The organism is Streptomyces sp. BA2, from assembly GCF_009769735.1.
Lineage (GTDB): Bacteria > Actinomycetota > Actinomycetes > Streptomycetales > Streptomycetaceae > Streptomyces.
Genome location: NZ_WSRO01000002.1, coordinates 2,082,871 through 2,104,698, shown reverse-complemented (window position 1 = coordinate 2,104,698; position 21,828 = coordinate 2,082,871). Strand labels below are relative to the sequence as shown.

The following is a 21,828-nucleotide window of genomic DNA, read 5'->3' as shown; positions in this document are numbered from 1 at the left end:
CGGCGGAGCGCGGACGCAACCCCGTCTCGATATGTGGTCGCTACACCGAGCTGGTGGGGGCCGGTCAGTAGCGCGTCAGGGCGGTGGGCCCCGACGCCGTCCCGATCGCCATGTGCGGCCGCCGCGCCTCATCGGCCCACGCGAGGATCCGCCGCATCGCGTCCTCGGGCACGGACACGCAACCCGCCGTCGCCCCACGCCCGTTGACGTGCAGGAAGATTCCGGCGCCGCGCCCTCGCACCGGGCGGTCGTAGTTGAAGCCGATCACCAGGGCGTGCGCGTACTGGGGGTCGTACGTGATGAGGTGCTCGGACTCGGCGGCGCGGCAGTCGGCGGGGCGTGGCTGGGTCCAGCGGTTGTAGGAGCGTGAGTCGTTGTCCTGGCACCACCAGGAGTTCTTCGTGACGCGGCGGTAGGAGTAGTCCGTGCCGGACGGCGCGGGCTTGATCCCGAAGGCGTACGGGAGGCGGAAGAGCCCGGTGGGGGTCGTGTTCGTCCCCTGCTTGCGGGAGCCGCCCTCCGTCAGGCCGTTCGCGCCGAACCGAGCCGCCGTGGTCCCGGACTTCACCCACCGCCCGCCGCTCCGGTCCCACCAGGTGACGGTGCCGGTGGTGGAGCCGGTGCGCGCGGCCTCGGCGGTGATGAGCTGGGTGCCGCCGCCCGTGTCGGCCATGCGGTCCGGCAGCGGGGGGCCCGCGCCGGGCCCGGCTCCGACCGTGCCGACGACGGCGAGGACGAGGGCTGCTGCGGACGCGAGGGCGGCGGCACGGGGGCGCATGGGTCAGACCGTACTGGGAGGCAGGGGCAGCGGCACTCCAGGCAGGCCGTCGATGCTCCGTGCGATTTGCCTCTTGGTGAAGTACTCGCTCAGCGAGGCGTCGTCCTCGCGCGCGAAGCGCCTGGCGTGCAGGTCGCGGTCCTCGTCGTACGACATGAAGGGCACCCCGTATCCGCAGGTGTCGCGGACGAGTTCGGCCGTCACCACGATGATCGCGCGCAGGCCGTGCGGGGTCGGGTCGATGTCGGGGAAGTGCCCGAGCAGTTCTGCCCAGCGCGGGTCGTCGCGGAAGACGGGTTCGCCGCGGCCGTGCACCCGGACGATGTTCGGCGGCCCCTGGAAGGCGGTCCACATCAGGGTGATGCGGCCGTTCTCGCGCAGGTGTGCGACGGTCTCCGCGTTGCTGCCCGCGAAGTCCAGGTAGGCCACGGTGTGTTCGTCGACGACGGCGAAGGAGCCCGTGATGCCCTTGGGGGAGAGATTGATGGTGCCGTCGCCGGAGAGGGGCGCGGTGGCGGTGAAGAAGAGGGGCTGAGCCTCGATGAACGAGCGGAGTCTGCCGTCTATGCGTTCGTAAGTCTTTCCCATGCCTAAGGATTATTCACAAAGTTAGTTCGCCTGTCTAATGACTTCGCGTGGTGTCACGCGGTGTCGCGCGAGGCTGGATTGACGAAACATACGTAACACTGCATACTCATGCATGACGGCGAATGCAGGTTAAGGAGCACGTGAAGTGAGCAGCAACAACGGCGGTGACGTCCGGCTCTGGGGCGGCCGGTTCGCGGACGGCCCGGCAGAGGCCCTGGCCAAGCTGTCGGCATCGGTCCACTTCGACTGGCGCCTCGCGCCGTACGACATCGCCGGTTCCCGCGCCCACGCGCGCGTGCTCCACAAGGCGGGCCTGCTCACCGAGGACGAGCTGACCCGCATGCTCGGCGGCCTCGACCAGCTCGAAGCCGACGTGGCCGACGGCTCCTTCGTGGGCACCATCGCCGACGAGGACGTGCACACCGCCCTGGAGCGGGGCCTGCTTGAGCGCCTCGGAGCGGACCTCGGCGGCAAGCTGCGCGCGGGCCGCTCCCGCAACGACCAGGTCGCGACGCTCTTCCGGATGTACCTGCGGGACCACGCCCGCATCATCGGCGGCCTGATCGCCGACCTCCAGGGCGCCCTCGTCGGCCTCGCCGAGGCGCACCCGGACGTCGCCATGCCGGGCCGCACGCACCTCCAGCACGCCCAGCCCGTGCTGTTCGCGCACCACGTACTCGCGCACGTCCAGTCCCTCTCCCGGGACGCGGAACGCCTGCGGCAGTGGGACGAGCGGACGGCCGTGTCGCCGTACGGCTCGGGTGCCTTGGCGGGATCCTCTCTCGGCCTGGACCCCGAAGCCGTCGCCGCGGACCTCGGCTTCGAGCGCGGCTCGGCGGGCAACTCCATCGACGGGACGGCCGCCCGTGACTTCGCGGCGGAGTTCGCCTTCATCACCGCGATGATCGGCGTGAATCTCTCGCGGATCGCCGAGGAGATCATCCTCTGGAACACGAAGGAGTTCTCCTTCGTCACGCTCCACGACGCCTTCTCGACCGGCTCGTCGATCATGCCGCAGAAGAAGAACCCGGACATCGCCGAGCTGGCGCGCGGCAAGTCGGGCCGCCTCATCGGCAACCTGACGGGCCTGATGGCGACGCTCAAGGCGCTCCCGCTCGCGTACAACCGCGACCTCCAGGAGGACAAGGAGCCGGTCTTCGACTCCTGCGACCAGCTGGAGGTCCTGCTCCCCGCCTTCACCGGCATGATGGCGACGCTCACCGTGCACCGCGAGCGCATGGAGGAGCTGGCCCCGGCCGGTTTCTCGCTCGCCACGGACATCGCCGAGTGGCTGGTCAAGCAGGGCGTGCCGTTCCGGGTGGCCCACGAGGTCGCGGGCGAGTGCGTCAAGGAGTGCGAGGCGCACGGCATCGAGCTCGACCAGCTCACGGACGAGCAGTTCGCCAAGATCTCCGAGCACCTGACCCCCGAGGTCCGGACCGTCCTGAACGTCCCCGGCGCCCTGGCGTCCCGCGACGGCCGCGGCGGCACCGCCCCCTCGGCCGTCGCCGCCCAGCTCGCCGAGGTCAAGGCCGATCTGACGGCCCAGCAGGAGTGGGCCGCGGCGCGTAAGTGACGCCGGGACAGCGCCGCGGCGCGTAAGTGACGCCGGGACAGCGCGTGCCGCGTTGACGTGGGCATCGCGGGTTACGTTGGTCGTCTTCCGCAAGGAGTCGACCGAACGGAGCCCGCGATGCCCTTCTCGCGCTTGGCCGCAGCGACCACCCCCACCGCCCACATCGGGTTCGGCCTGGCCGCCGTCGGCAGGCCCGGCTACATCACGCTCGGCCGCGACACCGACCTGCCGCCCTCGCGCAGCGTCGAGGCCCTGCGCGAGCGCACCCTCGAACTCCTCGACGCTGCCTACGCGCTGGGCGTCCGGTACATCGACGTGGCGCGCTCCTACGGCCGCTCCGAGGAGTTCCTGGCCGACTGGCTGCACGCAAGGCCCGACATCAGGGACGTGGTGATCGGCAGCAAGTGGGGCTACACGTACACGGCCGCCTGGAACGCCGACGCCGCAGGGCCGCACGAGGTCAAGGACCACAGCGTCGCCGCGTACGTCCGTCAGCGCGAGGAGAGCGCCCAGCTGCTCGGCGAGCGGCTCGACCTGTATCAGATCCACTCCGTGACGCCGCAGAGCCCTGCCCTCACCGACAAGGAACTGCACGCCAAACTGGCCGAGTTGGCGGCCGAGGGCGTGACGGTCGGACTCTCCGTCAGCGGCCCGGAGCAGGCGGCCGCGATCCGCGCCGCGCTCGAAGTGACCGTCGACGGCGAGCCGCTCTTCCGTACGGTCCAGGCGACGTACAACGCCCTGGAGACATCGGCGGGCCCCGCGCTGGCCGAGGCCCACGACGCGGGGCTCACCGTTCTGGTCAAGGAGGCCATGGCCAACGGCCGCCTCGCCGACCCGCAGGCTCCCGCGGCCCTGCGTGAGATCGCCGGGGCGACCGGGCTCGGCTGTGACGCGGTGGCGCTGGCCCTTGTGCTGCGTCAGCCGTGGGCGGGCGTGGTCCTCTCCGGTGCCGCCACCTCGGTCCAGCTCGTCTCGAACCTGCACGCGGCGGCCGTCGACCTCGACGCCGAGCAGCTTGAGCGGCTCGCGGGTCTCGTGGAGGAGCCCGCCGCGTACTGGGAGCGGCGCGGACAGTTGCCCTGGCACTGAGCAACACCTGACTCCCGAGGGTGATCCCCCGGTGAAAGGCGCGAGTATCTCGTGAGACAAGTATGTCTCATGTGGACTATGCTTGTCTCATGTCAGTCGATCGCGACCAGGTGCTCCGCAGCGCCGCGGCGCTCCTCACCCGCAAAGGCTCGTCCACGATGGACGAAGTGGCGCGCGCGGCGGGGATCAGTCGGGCCACCCTGCACCGCCACTTCGCCGGGCGCGAGGCTCTCGTACGCGCCCTGGAGGAGCTCGGCATCCAGGAGTGCGAGGCCGCCCTCGAAGCGGCCAGGCTCTGCGATGACAGCGCCCAGGAGGCGCTGCGCCGTCTGGTGAAGGAGATCCAGCCGGCCGCGGGGCTGCTCGCGTTCCTCGTCACCGAGAACCAGCTCTTCGAGGACGACGCGCAGCACGAGGGCTGGTCCCGGCTCGACGACAACATCGGCGCGCTCTTCCGGCGCGGCCAGGAGAGCGGCGAGTTCCGCATCGACCTGAGCCCCGTCTGGCTCACGGAGGCGCTGTACGGACTCATCGGCGCGGGCGCCTGGGCCGTACTGGACGGCCGAGTGGCCGCCAAAGACTTCACACACATGATCGCCGAGCTGCTGATCGGCGGCGCACAACGGAGAGTGGAACCATGACCAGCATCGAACAGCGGACCGCGTCGGCGGAGGTCGAGCGCAGCCCCGGCCGCTGGCTCGCGCTCGCCGTGCTGGTCCTGGCCGTGCTGCTCGTCGCCGTGGACGCGACGGTGCTCGGCCTGGCCACGCCGTACATCAGCGAGGACCTCAAGCCGACCGGCACGCAGCTGCTGTGGATCGGCGACGTGTACTCGTTCGTCATCGCCGGTCTGCTCGTCTCCATGGGCAGCCTCGGCGACCGCATCGGCCGCAAGAAGCTCCTGCTGATAGGCGCCGTCGCCTTCGGAGCGGTCTCGGTGCTCAACGCCTACGCGACCACTCCCGAACTCCTCATGCTGGCGCGGGCGCTGCTCGGTGTCGCGGGCGCGACGCTGATGCCTTCCACGCTCGCGCTGATCCGGAACATCTTCCACGACCCGCGCGAGCGCAGCCTCGCGGTCGGCATCTGGGGCGCGATGGCGTCGGCGGGTGCCGCCGTGGGGCCGGTCGTCGGCGGCTTCCTGCTCGAACACTTCTGGTGGGGCTCGGTCTTCCTGATCAACCTGCCGGTGATGGCGGTCCTGGTCCTCGTGGGCATCAAGTTCCTGCCCGAGTCGAAGAATCCGGCGCCGGGCCCGTGGGACCTGATCAGCGTCGTGCTCTCGCTCATCGGCATGATCGCCGTCGTGTACGCCATCAAGGAGGCGGCGGCGCACGGCATCCGCTGGGACGTCGCGGTGGCGGCCGTGCTCGGCGTGGCGGCGCTCACCTGGTTCGTACGGCGCCAGCTCACCCTGCCGGCGCCCCTCCTGGACATGCGTCTCTTCCGCAACCGGGGGTTCTCCGGTGCGGTGCTCGCCGATCTCCTGACGGTGCTCGGGCTTTCGGGCCTGGTCTTCTTCCTCTCCCAGTTCCTGCAACTGGTCCAGGGAAGGCGGCCGTTCGAGGCGGGCCTCGCCGAACTGCCCGCCGCGGTGGGCGCGGTGGCGGCGGGTCTGATCGCGGGCATGGTCGCGCGGCGGTTCTCCGTGCGCGCGGTGGTCGCCGGCGGACTCGCGGCGGTGGGCATCGCGTTGGCGGCGCTCACCACGCTGGAGCAGAGCACCGGGTATCCGCTGCTCGGAGCCTCGCTCCTGGTCGTCGGCATCGGCGCGGGCTTCTCGTTCACGGTGACCGCCGACGTCATCCTCTCCAGCGTGCCCAAGGAACAGGCGGGCGCGGCGTCCGCGGTCTCCGAGACGGCGTACGAACTGGGCGCGGCCCTCGGCATCGCCCTGCTCGGCTCCATCGTCACCGGCGTCTACCGCGACTTCACCGCCCCGGCGGGCACTCCGCCCGAGGTGGCGTCGGCCGCGCACGAATCGCTGGGCGGCGCGGTGGAATCCACCGCGGGCCTCCCGGCCCACGAGGCCCAGGCCCTGCTGCACTCGGCCCAGGACGCCTTCGTCGAGGGGCTGCGGCTTGCCGCGGGCGTGGGCGCGGTGGTCCTGCTCGCCACTGCCGTGGCGGCGTGGTTCCTCCTGAAGGGCTCGAAGCTGGAGGACGGCATCGAGCACTGAGTCCCGTAAGGGGCGCGGGGAACTGCGCGCTCAGCCACAGGCGGCCCGCAGGCAACAAGAAACGCCCGCCCGGTGTCGGGGGAAGCCCCGAGCGCCGGGCGGGCGCACTGCCAAAGACCGGGCCCCCGGGCTACGCAGCCTTCGCCTTGGTGGCGTACATGTCCACGTACTCCTGGCCGGAGAGCTGCATGACCTCCGTCATCACGGAGTCCGTCACCGCCCGCAGCACATAGCGGTCGCGGTCCATGCCCTCGTACCGCGAGAACTCCATCGGCTCACCGAAGCGCACCGTCACGCGGCCCGGGCGCGGAAGGCCCTTGCCGCCGGGCTGGAGCTTGTCCGTGCCGATCATCGCGAAGGGGACGACGGGCGCGCCGGTCATGAGGGTCAGGCGTGCGATGCCCGTGCGGCCGCGGTACAGGCGGCCGTCGGGGGAGCGGGTGCCTTCGGGGTAGATGCCGAAGAGCTTGCCCTCCTCCAGGACGCGCCGCCCGGTCATCAGGGCGGCGACACCGCCGTGGCCGCCGTCGCGGTCCACCGGGATCATCCCGGAGCCGGTGAAGAACCAGGCCATCAGGCGGCCCTTGAGCCCCTTGCCCGTGACGTACTCGTCCTTGCCGATGAAGAACACCGGACGCGGGCAGACGAGGGGCATGATCATCGAGTCGATGAACGTGAGGTGGTTGCCGGCCATGATGACCGGACCGGTGCCCGGAATGTTCTCTGCGCCTTCCACCCGGGGGCGGAACATCAGACGCAAGATCGGTCCGAGCACAGCCTTGATGAGCGCGAGACGGGACAACGGGCCCTCCGGTGTCAACGGGTCGACGACGAGTATGTGCAGGTGAGGACGATACTCGCGGGTCCCCGCTCACCGCACATCGGGTTCACGCCCTCGATACGCAGAGTTGACATGCGGGTGCGTGGTGCAGCCCTCGGGCCGCCCTCCCTGTGACGACGTTATCCCTGTGTGAGGCATGTGGCGCGCCCTAGTGGTCCTTGTCACGCACCGGGGTCACGCGCTGCCACGGAGTTCGGCCCCGGTCCGCTCCGGCCGATGCCCACCGAAAGGACCCCTCCCCGCACACCAGTCGCCATCCGGCGTCACCCTTCCGTTCGGTCCGGGGTCTCCCATCCGTCACGTGAGGCCACCTACGATCGTGCCGCTTTGTCAGGTGCAAGGCAGTACATCGGGAGGAGCGCTCTATGGCTACGCAGAAGTCGGGTCGGTCGGGGTCGGGGGAGCAGCGGCCGGGTCGGCGCGCGGTACTGGGAGCGGCGGTCCTCGGGGCGGGCACAGCCGTCGTAGGACTGCCCGGCGTGGCGAGAGCCGACGCGAAGCACGGGCACGGCCACAAGGACCTGCCGGTGCCCACGGTCGTCGCGCACCGCGGCGCCAGCGGCTACCGGCCCGAGCACACGCTCGGCTCGTACCAGCTCGCCCTCGACATGGGCGCGCACGTCATCGAGCAGGACATCGTCCCCACCAAGGACGGCCATCTCGTATGCCGTCACGAGAACGACATCACCGCGACGACGGACGTCGCCGCGCACCCCGAGTTCGCGTCCCGCAAGACCACCAAGTCCGTGGACGGCACCTCCTACACCGGGTGGTTCACCGAGGACTTCACGCTCGCCGAGCTGAAGACGCTGCGCGCCAAGGAGCGCATCCCCGGCACCCGCCAGCGCAACATCCTCTACGACGGCCGCTGGGACGTGCCCACCCTGGAAGAGGTCTTCAAGTGGGCCGACCGGCAGGGCCGTGAGCGCGGCAAGCGGATCTGGCTGCACATCGAGACCAAGCACCCCACGTACTTCCGCAAGCTGGGCCTCGGCCTGGAGGAGCCCCTCGCCAAGCTCCTGCGCAAGTACGGGCGGCACAAGAAGAGCTCGCCCAACTTCCTCCAGTCCTTCGAGCCCAGCAGCATCCAGCGCCTGAACAAGCTCGTCGACCCGCCGCTCGTGGTGCTCCTGTCCAGCGCGAGCTCCCGCCCCTGGGACTTCGTGGAGGCGGGCGACCCGCGCACCGTCGCCGACCTCATCAAGCCCGAGGGCCTGCAGTGGATGGCGTCGTTCGCGCAGGGCATCGGCCCCACACTGGACCTGGTCATCCCGAAGAAGCCCGACGGAAGCCTCGGCACCCCGACCACCCTGGTGAAGGACGCGCACGCGGCGGGCCTGATCCTGCACCCGTACACGATGCGCAACGAAAACACCTTCCTGCCCGCGAACTTCAAGAAGGGCACCGACCCGGCCGCCTACGGCGACGCCTTCGGAGCCTTCAAGGCGTACTTCGAGACGGGCATCGACGGGATCTTCTCCGACAACCCCGACACCGCTCTCCTGGCTCGCGAGGACTTCGTCAACAGCTGATCGTCCGGCCCCGGTTGGGGTGACAGACGGCCGCTCCGGCAACCTCCTGCCGGGGCGGCCGCGTCACGCCTTGCATGACTCAGCCCTGCATGACTCAGCCCTCCATGACTCACTCGCTCATCCCCGCGTTGCGTCCGCTCCTCGCCGCCGAGGCCTCCGCCGCGGCGTACGGCAGCGGCGCCGACCCCGGTGACCTCGAACAGGCCGTCTGGCTGCGCCTCCTCGAACGCATGGAGGCCGCCGACCCACCCGCCGACCCGGCCACCTGGCTGCGGGCCGCCGTCGCCTCCGAGGCGCGCCGCACCCGGCGTACGGCAGAGCGCGAAGTGGCGTACGCGACCGAGCCCGCCGACGACACCGAGCGCGGGCCCGAACAGCGCGCCCTGCGGGCCGACCGCGACCGCACCCTGCACGCGGCGGTGCGCAGACTGCCCGGCCGCTGCCCCGGTCTCATGGCCGCGCTGCTGTCCCCCAAGGACCTCACCTACCGGGAGATCGCAGGTGAGTTGGGAATGTCACAGGGCAGCCTGGGGCCTGAACGTTCCCGTTGCCTGGGATGCCTGCGCAGAATGCTCGCGGCGGAGGTTGCAGCTCCTGAACCGCGGGGAATGGAGCGATAGACAACCGGCGGAGCAGGTGAGCGGGAGGCATGCACACATGGGCATGAGCGTGACCATCTCGGAGGCGGTCGGACAGGACGCCGAGAAGATCCTCAAACTGCAGTACCTGTGCTACCAGAGCGAGGCCGAGCTGTACGGCGACTACTCCATCGAGCCGCTGACACAGTCCCTCGACTCCATCAAGGCCGAACTGACCGCCGGCAGCGTGCTGGTGGCCCGCCTCGGGGACGAGGTGGTCGCGTCGGTGCGCGGCACGGTCGATCCCGACGGCACGGCGCGGATCAACAAACTGATCGTCCACCCCAGGATGCAGCGCCACGGCCTGGGAGGCAGGCTCCTGGACGCGATAGAGGGGCGCCTCGGCGCGGGCGGCACCGCCAAGTGCTTCCAGCTCTTCAGCGGCCACCGCAGCGAACAGAACCTCCAGCTCTACCGCAAGCACGGTTACGTGGCGGTGGGCGCCCAGCAGGTGAACGAACGGCTCACGGTGGTCACCCTCGCCAAGGAGATCGGCGCGAGCGCCTATGCGACCAGCCTCTGAGCGCACGCCGGGCGACTGCGGGCCGGCTGTGGCTGGCCGCGCAGTTCCCCGCGCCCCTACGGGGCGCTCTTCCTCCGCGCCTTGTTCAGCCAGAAGATCGCGGTGAGGGGCAGGATCACCGGAATGAACAGATAGCCCATCCCGAAGTCGGACCACACCGTGGCGTCGGGGAAGGCGGACGGCTCGATGAGCGTCCACGTCCCCACCGCCAGGACGCCCACCAGCTCGGCGGCGCAGCACACCAGCGCCGCCCTGCGGGCCTTCTCGCCGCCGCGCACGAGCGAGTACGTGATGAAGCCGTAGACGAGACCCGCGAGCGCGGACAGCGCGTACGCGAGCGGGGCCTTGTGGAAGTCCGTCGAGATCTGCACGGCGGAGCGCGAAACGGCGCCGACCACCATCACCCCGTACAGCCACACCAGAAGGATGCCGGGCCCGCTGATCAGCCTCTGCCGGGCGGGGGCCTTCTGCTCGTCGGGCTCGGTCACCGTCACCTCAGCCTCCCCAGATGTCGTAGAGCCGCACCTGGAGCACGGCAAGGACCACGCCGCCCGCGGCGACCGTGATGGAGCCCCAACGGGTGCGCTCCGCGAGGGACATGAAGCCCGCGGCCGGGACGCAGGCGAAGGAGCCGATCAGATACGCCACGAAGATCGTCGTGCCCTGCTCGGGCTTCTCGCCCCGCGCCAGCTGGACGATGCCGACGATCAGCTGGACGGTGGCCAGGAGCGTCACCACGCCCATGCCGATGAAGTGCCAGTCCTTGGTCGGCTGGTCCCGGTAGGCGGCGAAACCGCACCACGCGGCGAGGGCGAGCGCGGCCACGGCGGTCGCGATCGTCAGGGCAACAAGCATGCGGTGACTTTATTACGGGCCCTATGACCCGATGCGCGCACCCCTGAGGCCCGATGCGCGCACCCAGGGGTGCCCCGTACGCTCGGACACCATGAAGATCCACGCTGAAGCGCTCCTGTTCGACAACGACGGCACCCTGATCTCCTCCATGGAGTCGGTGTACCGCTGCTGGAGGCGCTTGGCGCAGGAGTACGGGATCACCGCCGAGGAATTCGCGCGGGTCGAGCTGCACGGCCGCCCCGCCGCCGAGATCATCGCCGACATGCTGCCCGCCGAGCGCGTGGCCGAGGCCGTCGCCCGCATCGAAGAGCTGGAGGTCTCGGACGTCGCGGGCGGCGTCGTGCTCCTTCCCGGCACCCGTGAGCTGCTCGAATCCCTGCCGCCCCAGCGCTGGGCCGTCGTCACCTCCGCCGGGCGCCGCCTGGCCGAGGCCAGGCTCGCGGAGGTCGGCATCGACGCCAAGATGCTGATAGCCGCCGACGACATCACGCGCGGCAAGCCCGACCCGGAGCCCTTCCTGCTCGCGGCGGCGAAACTGGGCGTCGACCCGGCGCGCTGCGTGGTCTTCGAGGACGCACCCGCGGGTCTCACGGCGGGACGCGCGGCCGGCATGACCACCGTGGCGTTGACCACAACGCACACCGCGGGCGAACTCGTCGCCGACGTCGTCGTGAAGGACCTCTCCGCCGTGTCCGCGCAGGCCACCGAGGGTGGCGTGGAGATCGTCACCGAGGACTGAGCAGTCGCCGGTCCGCGTCCGTGCCCGTCCACCGGCTGTCCGTATAGCGGACAACCGGGGCGGGGTGCGTACGCACGCGTGTTTTACTGGTCCACATGACCACGACGAGCAGCCGCACCCCTGCGACCGAGGCGATCACGACGCCCGGTGCTCGTTGTATGTGTCGAATGTGCGCCTTCTGAGGGCCCCCGCACCACTCCTGAGCATCGCGCCCCGAAGCGAAGCCGCTGTGCCGCGCCCCTATGCGACGTACGCCTTACCGGCGGACAAGACGTAGGACGCGAGCCTGCCCCGCGCACACCTCCTCCGGTTCCTTTCGCCACCGCGAGAAACCGTGCCGCGTTCCCCACGAATGCCCCGTGCCCGGCGAGAACCGCGCCGCGCACTCGACAGTGACGGAAACCCCTGTGATCACCACTTCCGGCCTCACCAAGGTCTACCGCTCACGCGGTCGTGAAGTAACTGCCCTCGACGGCGTCGATCTGCATGTCCGCGAAGGCGAGGTGTACGGCGTCATCGGCCAGTCCGGCGCCGGCAAATCCTCGCTGATCCGCTGCGTGAACCTCCTGGAGCGCCCCACCTCCGGCACCGTCAGCGTCGCCGGCCAGGACCTCACCGCCCTCGCGGGGCGCGGCAGCCGCGCGAGCAAGGACCTGCGCCGGGCGCGCAGCCGCATCGGCATGGTCTTCCAGCACTTCAACCTGTTGTCCTCGCGCACCGTCAAGGACAACGTCGAGCTGCCCCTGGAGATCCTCGGTCTCAGCGGCGTCGAGCGCTCCCGCAAGGCGCTCGAACTGCTCGACCTGGTCGGCCTCGCCGACAAGGCGAAGTCCTACCCGGCGCAGCTCTCCGGCGGCCAGAAGCAGCGCGTCGGCATCGCCCGCGCGCTCGCCGGCGACCCGAAGGTGCTGCTCTCGGACGAGGCCACCAGCGCCCTCGACCCGGAGACCACCCGCTCCATCCTCCAGCTCCTGCGCGACCTCAATCAGCAGCTCGGCCTGACCGTCCTGCTGATCACGCACGAGATGGACGTCGTCAAGAGCGTCTGCGACTCCGCCGCCCTGATGGAGAACGGCCAGATCGTCGAGTCCGGCACCGTCACCGAGCTGCTCGCGACGCCCGGCTCCGAGCTGGCCGCCGCGCTCTTCCCGGTCAGCGGCGACGCCACGGGCGACAACCGCACCGTCGTCGACGTGACCTTCCACGGCGAAGCCGCGACCCAGCCGGTCATCTCCCAGCTGTCGCGCACATACAACATCGACATCTCGATCCTCGGCGCCGCGATGGACACCGTCGCGGGCAAGCAGGTCGGCCGCATGCGCATCGAGCTGCCGGGTCGCTTCGAGGAGAACGTCGTCCCGATCGGCTTCCTGCGCGAGCAGGGCCTCCAGGTCGACATCGCGGGCGAAGCCCCCGTGACCACGCCGAAGGACGACGCCACGCTGCTGGTCAAGGAAGGTGCCAAGTGACCTGGTCGGAGATGCAGCCCCTGCTGGAGCAGGCCTGTTGGGACACCCTCTACATGGTCGGCTGGTCGACGCTGATAGCCGTCGTCGCCGGTCTGCCGCTCGGCATCCTGCTGGTCCTCACCGACCGCGGCGGGCTGCTGCAGAACACGGTCGTGAACAAGCTCATCGGGCAGGTCGTGAACATCGCGCGCTCGATGCCCTTCATCATCCTCATGGTCGCGCTGATGGGCCTCACGCGCTGGATCACGGGCACGACGATCGGCCGCGAGGCCGCCATCGTGCCGCTCGCGATCGGCGCCATCCCGTTCTTCGCACGGCTCGTGGAGACCTCGGTGCGCGAGGTCGACGGCGGTCTCGTCGAGGCCGTGCAGTCGATGGGCGGCAACACCTGGACCGTCGTACGCAAGGTCCTCGTGCCGGAGTCGCTGCCCTCGCTGATCTCCAGCACCACCACGACGATCGTCACGATCCTCGGCTACTCGGCCATCACCGGCGCCGTCGGCGCGGGCGGCCTCGGTGACATCGCCATCCGCTACGGCTACCAGCGCTTCGAGACCGAACTGATGTGGATCACCGTCGGTGTCCTCGCCGTCGTCATCTCGATCATCCAGTTCGCGGGCGACTACGCGGCCCGCAGGCTGCACCGGCGCGGCGGCCACTCGGGCGCCGCTCCCCGCCTGCGCTTCCTCAAGCTCGCGCCGTCGAAGGCTTCCTGACCGTCGAAGGCTTCCTGAAACTCACCCCGCACACCCATCGCGGGGCGTACCACCCATGGAGAAAGGCACTTTTCGTGCGTAACACCGCCAAGATCACCACCGCTGTCCTCGCCGCCGGAGCCCTCACCCTCGGGCTCTCCGCCTGCGGCTCCGACAAGGGCTCCGCCGCGGGCGACAAGGACGGCCCGCTCATCGTCGCCGCGACCCCCACCCCGCAGGGCGAGATCCTCGACTACGTCAAGAAGAACCTGGCGAAGAAGGCCGGTCTCGACCTCGACGTGCGGGAGTTCACCGACTACGTGACGCCGAACACCGCCGTCGAGCAGGGCGAGGTCTTCGCCAACTACTTCCAGCACAAGCCGTACCTCGACGACTTCAACAAGAAGAACGGGACGGACATCGTGCCGGTCCCGAAGGCGACGGTGCACCTGGAGCCGCTCGGCGTCTACTCCAAGACCGTCAAGAAGCTCGACGGTCTGAAGAAGGGCGCCACTGTCGCGCTCCCGAACGACACCACGAACGAGGCCCGCGCGCTCAAGCTCCTGGCCGACAACGGCCTGATCGAGCTCAAGAAGGGCGTCGGTTACGAGGCGACCCCCAAGGACGTCTCGAAGAACCCGAAGAACCTCAAGTTCAAGGAGATCGAGGCCGCCCAGGTGCCCCGCTCCCTCGGTGACGTCGACGCCGCGGTGATCAACGGTAACTACGCCCTTGAGGCCAAGCTCAGCCCGGCCAAGGACGCCATCGTCGCCGAGCCCGCCAAGGGCAACCCCTACGGCAACTTCCTCGCCGTGAAGAAGGGCGACGAGAACGACCCGCGCGTGAAGAAGCTCGCCAAGCTCCTCACCTCGCCCGAGGTCAAGAAGTTCATCGACGACAAGTACGACGGTGCCGTCGTCGCGGCGTTCTGATCATGCGTACGCCCGTCATAGCGGCCGCCGCCGGGGCGCTCGCCCTCACGCTCGGCCTGACCGCGTGCGGCAGCGAATCCGGCTCGGGAGGCGGCGACGGTGACACGCTCACCGTCGGCGCCACCCCGACCCCGGCCGGCGAAGTCCTCACGTACATCAAGCAGAACCTCGCGAAGAAGAAGGGACTCGACCTCCAGATCACGGAGTTCACGGACTACGTCACGCCGAACACCGCGCTCCAGGAAGGGTCCCTCGACGCCAACCTCTACCAGCACGCCCCGTACTTGGAGGACTTCAACAAGTCCAAGAAGACGGAGCTCACGCCGGTGACCGAGGTCTATCTGCCGCCCATGGGGGTGTACGCGAAGAAGGCGAAGGACGTCACCGCGCTGCCCGCCGGTGCCACCGTCGCCGTCCCGAACGACACCACCAACGAAGGCAGGGCGCTCGAACTCCTCGCCTCCAAGGGCGTCATCGGGCTCAAGAAGGGGGCCGGCGCGAACGCGACCCCCGAGGACATCACGTCCAACCCGAAGAAGCTCACCATCAAGCCGCTGGAACCCGCCCAGCTGCCCCGCTCCCTGGAAGACGTCGAAGCCGCGGTCATCAACAACAACTACGCGCTCGACGCCGGACTCAGCCCCAAGAAGGACGCCATCCTTCTCGAGTCGCCCAAGGACAATCCGTACAACAACGTGCTCGCCGTCAAGAAGGGCGACGAGGACGACCCCCGGGTCAAGAAGCTGGCCGAACTGCTGACTTCACCCGAGGTGAAGCAGTTCATCAAGGACAAGTACAAGGGCTCCGTCCTGCCCGTCGCAACGAGCTGACGCACAGTCTGTTTCCGCCCTCACCACGGGGTCCTCTCCTGACGAAGGAGCGGACCCCGTGGTGCGTTTGCGCGTCGACATGCTGCATGCTGGGCACTTCAGCAGGCCCGAGGGTTCCAGGTTACGGAGCAGCGCATGACAACCACCTTCCCCGACATCTCCATCAGCACGGAGCGGTTGGTGCTGCGCCCGTTCGAGGACGCCGACGTCTCCTCGTACGCGGAGATGATGAACGACGAGATGGTCACAGCCTGGACCTCCGTGCCCCAGCCCTACACCGAGGACGACGCCCGCGACTGGATCAACCGCCTCGCACCCGCCGAGCGCACCGAGGGCCGCGGAATCGCCCTCGCCGTCACGGAGTTCCTCACCCAGCGCCTGGTCGGCATCGTGCAACTGCGCGACACCGACTGGCGCGTACGCTCCAGCGAACTCAGTTACGTCGTCGCCCCCTGGGCCCGCGGCGAGGGCTATGCCTCGGAGGCGGCGCTCGCCACCGCTCAGTGGCTCTTCAACGACCAGCGCTTCGAGCGCATCGAGCTGCGCACCGCCGCAGACAACACCGCCGCCCAGCAGGTCGCGCAGAAAATCGGCTGCATCAGCGAGGGTGTCCTGCGGGGCGCCTGGATAGCGCGTACGAGGAACGGCGGAGATCCCTTCGGCGGCTGGATCGACGTCCGGACCGACCTCATCGTGTGGAGCCTGCTCCCCGAGGATCTGGAAGGCGTCGGCGAGCAGCTCGCGGACAGCGGGTTCAGCGCCTACTCCGACTGGAACTGACCCCCGGGGCACCACAGAGGTCCACCAGGTACGCTCGCCCCTGGCCGCACACGGTTGCCACCTGCACGCACGAAGCCCGGCCCCCTCAGACAACCCGCGAGACCCAGGAGACAGACGACGATGGCCGACCGCGTCACGGTGATCGGCTGGGACGGCTCGCCGCTGACCGCCGCCGCGCGCTCGGCGCTCGGCGCCGCCACCCTCGTCGCGGGCGCCGCCCACCACCTCGCGCTCTCCGAAGTGCCACCGGGCGCGGAACGGATCCGCCTGGGCAGCGTGAGCCTGGCCGCCCGCCGCATCGCCGCCCATCGCGGCACCGCCGTGGTCCTCGCCGACGGCGACCCCGGGTTCTTCGGCGTCGTACGCACACTGCGTGCCCCCGAATTCGGCCTGGAGGTCGAAGTGGTGCCCGCCGTCTCCTCCGTCGCCCAGGCCTTCGCCCGCGCCGGGATGCCCTGGGACGACGCCCAGGTCGTGGTCGCCCACCCCCGCACGCTGCGCCGCGCGGTCAACGTCTGCCGCGCGCACACCAAGGTCGCCGTCCTCACCTCACCCGGCGCGGGCCCGGCCGAGCTCGGCCTGCTCCTCCAGGGTGTGCACCGCACCTTCGTGATCTGCGAGGAGCTCGGCACCGATCGCGAACAGGTCACCGTCCTCACCTCGGACAAGGCCGCCGACCACACCTGGCGCGACCCGAACGTCGTCATCGTCATCGGCGGCCCGGTCGCCGCGTCCGACACCGGCTGGATCGCGGGACGCGACCCGGGCACCCCGCGCGGCTGGGCCCTTCCCGCCCCCGCCTACGGCGGCGATGCCCAGCTCGGCGAGGGCGAGAGCGACCGCCTGCGGGCCGCCCAACTCGCCCGCACCGGCCCGCGCGTGGGCGACCTGGTCTGGGACATCGGCTGCGGCAGCGGCGCCTTCACCGCGGAGGCGGCACGCTTCGGCGCCGCCGTCATCGCCGTCGACGCCGACCCCGACGCCTGCGCCCGCACCACGGCCGTGGCCCGCCACTTCGGCGTACAGCCGCAGATCCTGCACGGCACCGCGCCGCACATCCTCGAAGACCTGCCCGAGCCCGATGTCGTACGGATCGGGGGCGGGGGAGCCGAAGTGGTCTCCGCCGTCGCCGACCGCCGCCCGGCGCGCATCGTGACGCACGCGTCGACCCGCGACGCGGCCGAACTCATCGGCAGGGGCCTGACGGAGCACGGATACGCGGTCGAATGCGCGCTGCTCCAGTCCGTCGAACTCGACACGCGCGCGTGGACGGAGCGGGAGCGGACCGTGGTCTTCCTGCTCTCGGGAACGTTGCCGGATCGCGCCCCGTGACCCTGCTGCCGCACGGTGCGGGGTAGGCTGGCCGATCGTTGTACCGCACCCGAGCGTCCGGCAAATAGTTGGTCAATGTCCGGAAAGCTCGCCCGTTTTGGGGGGTGTGTGGTACGGCAGGACCGGAGGGCGCGCAACGTGGCGCAGCCCACAGCGGGCCGTTGCGGATCAAGCCGCCGCGGTGGCAGGCCGACCGGGACAATGCCTGTTGTCCGTACGCGGTTCGTGCCGCGCGGCGCGCACGCTCGTTGAGGATGACGGGCGGTTGGTGCGCCGCTCCGGGCAATGGGGCTTCCCCGGCCGAAGGCTGAGGGGCGGTCGAAGAAGCACTAACCGATGGGCGAGGGGTTACGCATGACCGACACCGGCCAGGTCCCGGGCGAGGGACTGCCGGAGAACGCAGGCATGGTGGAGCAGCCGGGCGTCCCCGCCCCGGGTGCGTACACCTACCTCGACCCCTCCGAGAATCCCGCCGAGAGCGTCGCCCCCGCCGAAGACGACGACCTGTTGCTGATGCCGGGTGCCCAGGGCGCCTGGAGCGAGGCGCAGTCGGCACAGCATGCGGCTGTCGCGCAGGGCGTGGGTCAGCAGGGCGTGGGTCAGCAGGGCGTGGGTCAGGCTGTGGGGGACGCGTCTCTGGCGAACCAGTACGCCGCTGGTCAGCCTGTGGCCGGTCAGCCCGTGGCAGGTCAGCTGGGGGGCGACCCCTCCGTGGCGGGCCAGTCCGTGGCGGACCAGCCCTTGGCCGATCAGTCCGTCGGTGCGCAGTCCGCCGGTGCCCAGTCCGTCGGCGGCCAGCACGCGGCGGCCCAGCAGGCGTTCGCCCAGCAGTCGGCCGGGCAGCCGCAGCCGCAGGCCATGCACCAGCCGGGTCCGCACGAGACGGCCGGCCGCGACAGCGGCTCGGTCGACCTGAACGGCGTCCAACTGCCGGGTGCGCCCACCCCGGCGCCCGCGTCGCACCCCGGCCCCTCCCGCCGTCCGCTCCACCGGGGGCCTTCGGGTCCCGCCGTGCCGGACGGCTCGGGGAGCCCCGTACGTTCCCTCGCGGACCGCGGGCCGGCCGGTGCGCCGCAGCACGCCGCGCCCGTGCGGCACGCGGGGCCGCCCACGGTGGGGCCCGAGTACCTCGACATCCCGCGTGACGAGGAAGGGATGCCGCCGGGGCAGCAGCTCGGCGAGAACGCGCCGCAGGGCGCGACGCCGTGGACGTCTCAGCCGCAGCACTCCCAGCCGTCGCAGCCGTCGCAGCCGTCGCAGAACTCGCAGCCTTCTCAGTACGCGCAGTCCGCGCAGTCGCCTCAGCCTTCGCAGTCCGCACAGCCTGCACAGGCCGCCGAGTCCGCCGAGTCCGCACAGGCCGCCGCACCAGCAGAAACGGTCGTCCCGGACGTCACTCCTGTCACAGAGGGCACTCCGGAGGCACCCGCCCCCGAGGCTCCGCAGCCCGCCCCGGCCGCCGAGACGCCCGCTGTCGCCTTCCCGCAGGCCGCGGATGCCGCCGACCCCGCGATCGCGCAAGGCACCGAGGCCGACGACCAGTTCGCGCAGACCGGCGCCGAAGCCGGGCAGCCCGCGTTCGCCGTGGACGCCGAGCAGCCGTCGGCCGAGCAGCCGCCTGCCGTGGCCCCGTCCGCGCCCGCCCCGGAACCGAGCCAGGAGCCCGCGCACGCGCAGGGTTCCGGTCAGCCGCAGTTCGCCATGGCCGGGGCGCAGCCCTGGTCGGACGCGCCGCTCGCGGGCGCCGGACATGCGGCTCAGGGCCCGCACATCCCGCAGGCCCCGCAGCCGCAGCAGGCCCAGCAGGCCCAGCAGTACGTCGAGGCCCCCGTGGCCCAGGCGCCGCAGGGCGAGGGGCTTCCCAGCTCTCCGAGCCAGCCGTTCGCGGACCCCCAGGAACCCGCGCCCCTCGGCCAGTTCGTGCCGGTCGAGGGCTCGGTGCCGACCACGCCTCACCTGGCACCGACGCCTCCGCAGGCCCTTTCCGTACCCCCCGAGCACTTCGAGGCCCCGCAGCCCGAGACCGCCGAAGCGCAGCCGGAGCCCGCCGTGGCCGAGGCAGCCCCGCCGGTCGCTGACCTCCCGGAGGCACCGGCCGCTCCGGAGGCCTCCGAGCCCTCGGTGGCCCCCGAGCCCCCGGTCGCCCAGGAGCCCTCGGCCCTCCTCGAAGCCGCAGGACCCGCAGAACCCGCTGAACCCGCCGAAGCCCCGGAGGCCGCAGAAACCACCGAGGTCCCCGAGCCCGCGTCCCCGCAGCCCGTGCCTACCGTGCCCGCACCGCGTGACGGCGGAGAGCCCGCGGCGGCAACGCCCGTCCAGGAGACGGCACCGGAGTCGGCACCGGAGACAGCAGCAGAGCCCGTGGCCGTGGCGCCCGTACCGGCGGAGGAAGCAGCCGAAGCCACGCCCCTCGCAGTGGCCGACGTACCCGCCGAAGCGGAGCCGGTCGCAGTGGCCGAGGCGCCCGAGCCCTTGGCCGTCGTCGAAGCCGCGCCCGTCGAGGTGGCCGAAGCCGCCGACCCGATGGAAGCCGCCGACGAGGCCGCCCCCTCCGAGCCGGCTCAGCAGCCGGAGCCCGTCCAGCAGGCCGAGCCCGTCCAGCAGTCGGAGGTGCCCGCCGCCCCCGCCTACGACGACGCCGAGCGCGAAGCCGTCCTGCGCGTCATGCGCGAACGCCGCGACATCCGCAACGGCTTCCGCAGCGACGCCATCCCGCACGAGGTACTGCTCCGCGTCCTGGAGGCGGCCCACACGGCACCCTCCGTGGGCCACTCGCAGCCCTGGGACTTCGTCGTCATCCGCTCGGCGGAGACCCGCCGTACGATGCACGAGCTGGCCATGCGCCAGAAGGACGCGTACGCGAAGTCGCTCCCCAAGGGCCGCGCGAAGCAGTTCAAGGAACTGAAGATCGAGGCGATCCTCGACACCCCGGTGAACATCGTCGTCACCGCCGACCCGACCCGCGGCGGCCGCCACACCCTCGGCCGTCACACGCAGCCGCAGATGGCCCCGTACTCCTCGGCCCTCGCCGTCGAGAACCTCTGGCTCGCGGCGCGCGCCGAGGGCCTCGGCGTCGGCTGGGTCAGCTTCTTCGACCAACGTGAGATGGTCAGAACCCTCGGCCTGCCCGAGCACCTCGAAGTGGTGGCCTATCTCTGTGTCGGATACGTCGACGAGTTCCCGGAGGAGCCCGAGCTGATGCAGGCAGGCTGGTCCAAGCGCCGCCCGCTCTCGTGGGTCGTCCACGAGGAGACGTACGGGCGCCGCGCCCTGCCCGGCGAGGACCCGAGCGACCTCCTCGCGGAGACCGTCTCCAACATCCGCCCGCTGGACGCGAAGGCGCTCGGCGAGGCGTGGGAGCGGCAGAAGCGGATGACGAAGCCGCCGGGCGCGCTCGGCATGCTGGAGATCATCTCCGCGCAGCTTTCGGGCCTGTCCCGGCAGTGCCCGCCGCCGATCCCGGAGCCCGCGGCCGTCGCGATCTTCGCGGGCGACCACGGCGTGCACGCCCAGGGCGTCACCGCCTGGCCCCAGGAGGTGACCGCGCAGATGGTCGCCAACTTCCTCGGTGGCGGCGCGGTCTGCAACGCCTTCGCCAACCAGGTGGGCGCCGAGGTCTGCGTCATCGACGTCGGCGTGGCGAGTGAACTCCCGGCCACGCCCGGCCTGTTGCCCCGCAAGATCCGCGCGGGCACGGCCGACATGACGACAGGACCGGCCCTGAGCCGCGAGGAGGTCAAGGCGGCCATCGAGGTGGGCATCGAGACCGCCCGTGACCTGGTGGCGGCGGGCAACAAGGCCCTGCTCACCGGCGAGATGGGCATCGCGAACACCACGGCGTCCGCGGCCCTCATCTCCGTCTACACGGACACGGACCCGGGCGAGGTGACCGGCCGCGGCACCGGCATCAACGACGAGATGCACAGCCGCAAGGTCGACGTCGTGCGCCGCGCCCTCGAACTGCATCAGCCCGACCCGGCCGACCCGATCGGCGTCCTCGCGGCGATCGGCGGCCTGGAGCACGCCGCGATGGTGGGCCTCCTCCTGGGCGGCGCCTCCCTGCGTACGCCCGTGATCCTGGACGGCGTGAGCGCCGGCGCGGCGGCCCTGGTCGCCCGTGCCATCGCCCCCGAGGTCCTCGCGGCCTGCATCGCGGGCCACCGCAGCGCGGAACCGGGCCACGTGGCGGCGCTCAACAAGCTGGGCCTGCGCCCCTTGGTCGACCTCGACCTCCGCCTGGGCGAGGGCACAGGCGCCCTCCTTGCCCTCCCGGTGGTGCAGAGCGCGGCCCGCGCGATGCACGAGGTGGCCACGTTCGACTCGGCGGGCGTCACGGAGAAGTAGCCGCACACCGAGGCTCCGGGGGCGAAGCGCGCTTTTCGGGAAGGGGCGGGGCTGGGGGAGTGCCCCCGCCCCGCCCCCGCCATACTGAACCTGCACGTCAAAGCA

At 70.9% G+C, this 21,828-nt stretch carries 20 protein-coding genes; 15 read left to right on the top strand and 5 right to left on the bottom strand.

Annotated features, from left to right (window positions below; all coding sequences use genetic code 11):
* Positions 1-64 precede the first annotated feature (64 nt).
* Both E5671_RS12095 and E5671_RS12090 read right to left on the bottom strand, forming a co-directional pair.
* Entirely contained in the window at positions 65-778 is a 714-nt protein-coding gene (locus E5671_RS12095) for a L,D-transpeptidase family protein (RefSeq protein WP_160503868.1), read from the bottom strand.
* A gap of 3 nt (positions 779-781) precedes the next feature.
* Entirely contained in the window at positions 782-1,366 is a 585-nt protein-coding gene (locus E5671_RS12090) for a pyridoxamine 5'-phosphate oxidase family protein (protein ID WP_160503866.1), read from the bottom strand.
* Positions 1,367-1,511: 145 nt separating this feature from the next.
* Here E5671_RS12090 and argH point away from each other — a divergent pair, with 145 nt between their 5' ends.
* The 4 genes from argH to E5671_RS12070 all read left to right on the top strand — a co-directional run bounded on the left by argH (position 1,512) and on the right by E5671_RS12070 (position 6,213).
* On the top strand, positions 1,512-2,942 hold the full coding sequence (gene argH / locus E5671_RS12085) for an argininosuccinate lyase (RefSeq protein WP_160503864.1): 1,431 nt from the start codon (positions 1,512-1,514) through the stop codon (positions 2,940-2,942).
* A 117-nt stretch (positions 2,943-3,059) separates the two neighbouring features.
* Complete coding sequence (locus E5671_RS12080; RefSeq protein WP_160503862.1) at positions 3,060-4,034, top strand: aldo/keto reductase; 975 nt, start codon at positions 3,060-3,062, stop codon at positions 4,032-4,034.
* A gap of 89 nt (positions 4,035-4,123) precedes the next feature.
* Complete coding sequence (locus E5671_RS12075; RefSeq protein WP_160503861.1) at positions 4,124-4,675, top strand: TetR/AcrR family transcriptional regulator; 552 nt, start codon at positions 4,124-4,126, stop codon at positions 4,673-4,675.
* Complete coding sequence (locus E5671_RS12070; RefSeq protein WP_160503858.1) at positions 4,672-6,213, top strand: MFS transporter; 1,542 nt, start codon at positions 4,672-4,674, stop codon at positions 6,211-6,213. Before E5671_RS12075 ends, E5671_RS12070 begins: the two co-directional genes overlap by 4 nt.
* 130 nt (positions 6,214-6,343) lie before the next feature.
* Here E5671_RS12070 and E5671_RS12065 read toward each other — a convergent pair whose 3' ends face one another.
* On the bottom strand, positions 6,344-6,964 hold the full coding sequence (locus tag E5671_RS12065) for a lysophospholipid acyltransferase family protein (protein ID WP_237330157.1): 621 nt from the start codon (positions 6,962-6,964) through the stop codon (positions 6,344-6,346).
* 455 nt (positions 6,965-7,419) lie between these two features.
* Here E5671_RS12065 and E5671_RS12060 point away from each other — a divergent pair, with 455 nt between their 5' ends.
* From E5671_RS12060 to E5671_RS12050, 3 genes are all read left to right on the top strand, one after another.
* The gene (locus E5671_RS12060) at positions 7,420-8,586 is read left to right on the top strand and encodes a glycerophosphodiester phosphodiesterase (RefSeq protein ID WP_160503855.1); all 1,167 of its coding nucleotides are present in this window, start codon (positions 7,420-7,422) and stop codon (positions 8,584-8,586) included.
* Positions 8,587-8,690: 104 nt separating this feature from the next.
* Positions 8,691-9,206: a sigma-70 family RNA polymerase sigma factor gene (locus tag E5671_RS12055; RefSeq protein WP_160503854.1), complete on the top strand. Its 516-nt coding sequence runs from the start codon at positions 8,691-8,693 to the stop codon at positions 9,204-9,206.
* A gap of 37 nt (positions 9,207-9,243) precedes the next feature.
* Positions 9,244-9,747 (top strand): GNAT family N-acetyltransferase, encoded by a 504-nt coding sequence (locus tag E5671_RS12050; RefSeq protein WP_160503852.1) that lies wholly within the window; start codon positions 9,244-9,246, stop codon positions 9,745-9,747.
* Positions 9,748-9,803: 56 nt separating this feature from the next.
* Here the strand turns inward: E5671_RS12050 and E5671_RS12045 are convergent, their stop codons facing one another.
* Together E5671_RS12045 and E5671_RS12040 are read right to left on the bottom strand one after the other, a co-directional pair.
* Positions 9,804-10,241 (bottom strand): hypothetical protein, encoded by a 438-nt coding sequence (locus E5671_RS12045; protein WP_443032599.1) that lies wholly within the window; start codon positions 10,239-10,241, stop codon positions 9,804-9,806.
* Position 10,242: 1 nt separating this feature from the next.
* Positions 10,243-10,602, bottom strand: a complete 360-nt coding sequence (locus E5671_RS12040) for a hypothetical protein (protein ID WP_160503851.1) — start codon at positions 10,600-10,602, stop codon at positions 10,243-10,245.
* Between the two features lie 91 nt (positions 10,603-10,693).
* On the opposite strand from E5671_RS12040, the gene E5671_RS12035 reads away from it, so the two are divergent.
* The 8 genes from E5671_RS12035 to cobT all read left to right on the top strand — a co-directional run bounded on the left by E5671_RS12035 (position 10,694) and on the right by cobT (position 21,723).
* Complete coding sequence (locus E5671_RS12035; protein ID WP_160503849.1) at positions 10,694-11,341, top strand: HAD-IA family hydrolase; 648 nt, start codon at positions 10,694-10,696, stop codon at positions 11,339-11,341.
* Between the two features lie 407 nt (positions 11,342-11,748).
* Entirely contained in the window at positions 11,749-12,810 is a 1,062-nt protein-coding gene (locus tag E5671_RS12030; protein WP_160503847.1) for an ATP-binding cassette domain-containing protein, read from the top strand.
* Positions 12,807-13,526 (top strand): ABC transporter permease subunit, encoded by a 720-nt coding sequence (locus tag E5671_RS12025; RefSeq protein ID WP_160503845.1) that lies wholly within the window; start codon positions 12,807-12,809, stop codon positions 13,524-13,526. The genes E5671_RS12030 and E5671_RS12025 overlap by 4 nt, the downstream gene beginning before the upstream one ends.
* Before the next feature lie 74 nt (positions 13,527-13,600).
* A complete protein-coding gene (locus tag E5671_RS12020) occupies positions 13,601-14,437 on the top strand; it encodes a MetQ/NlpA family ABC transporter substrate-binding protein (protein WP_160503843.1) in 837 nt (278 codons plus the stop codon).
* 2 nt (positions 14,438-14,439) lie between these two features.
* Positions 14,440-15,267 (top strand): MetQ/NlpA family ABC transporter substrate-binding protein, encoded by an 828-nt coding sequence (locus E5671_RS12015; protein ID WP_160503842.1) that lies wholly within the window; start codon positions 14,440-14,442, stop codon positions 15,265-15,267.
* A 135-nt stretch (positions 15,268-15,402) separates the two neighbouring features.
* Positions 15,403-16,047: a GNAT family N-acetyltransferase gene (locus E5671_RS12010; protein WP_160503840.1), complete on the top strand. Its 645-nt coding sequence runs from the start codon at positions 15,403-15,405 to the stop codon at positions 16,045-16,047.
* Positions 16,048-16,167: 120 nt separating this feature from the next.
* Positions 16,168-17,379: a precorrin-6y C5,15-methyltransferase (decarboxylating) subunit CbiE gene (gene cbiE, locus E5671_RS12005; RefSeq protein WP_160503839.1), complete on the top strand. Its 1,212-nt coding sequence runs from the start codon at positions 16,168-16,170 to the stop codon at positions 17,377-17,379.
* Between the two features lie 354 nt (positions 17,380-17,733).
* Positions 17,734-21,723, top strand: coding sequence for a nicotinate-nucleotide--dimethylbenzimidazole phosphoribosyltransferase (gene cobT / locus E5671_RS12000; protein ID WP_160503837.1), 3,990 nt, complete (start codon positions 17,734-17,736; stop codon positions 21,721-21,723).
* Positions 21,724-21,828: the final 105 nt, after the last annotated feature.